At 34.7% G+C, this 519-nt stretch carries 1 protein-coding gene; it reads right to left on the bottom strand.

From position 1 onward, the window contains the following. Positions 1-14 precede the first annotated feature (14 nt). Positions 15-519 (bottom strand): hypothetical protein (locus SM447_RS29995; RefSeq protein ID WP_474576225.1); only part of this gene is annotated, 505 nt, incomplete at its 5' end.

Here is a 519-nt window from a genome sequence, read left to right as displayed (position 1 = left end):
CCACATATTTAAAATTAGGAGTCACTACCTATGCGTTTGCGTTCACGAATTCTAAAATTTTTCACATATAGGCCATCAATCATTTCTTTTGGCTCTAAAGCTAAGGCGCAATTAGCTAAAGTAGCAATTGTATTATCTGTTAACTTAAAGTCATTAGGTAAGAAACCATATTCTTTCTGACGATTACATTCAATAGCTTCAAATAAAGCTCTAAAATAATCAACTAAGGAAGCTCTCTCACCTCTTGTTGCCACTTCAGTAATAGAATCAATAGCAATAGGTACGGCCATTCTTGCATCTTCAGCGATAACTTTCATTACATCATCTAACCGAGGCCAATATTTAAGATCAAACCGACCTTGGAGTTGCTTTAATTTATCTAGCAAAGATGTTCTAAAATACGGATTATTCTGAGATGCTTCACGAATTACATTACCAATGTGATAATGGGTATCTGTCATAAAGCCAGAAGTATTTATTAACTCGGATCTAGTTTCTAGGAGAGCTGCTAATTCATGA

Source organism: Micromonospora aridisoli (assembly GCF_056150025.1).
The sequence above is the reverse complement of the archived record's forward strand: the minus strand, read 5'-3'. Positions and strand labels throughout refer to the sequence as shown.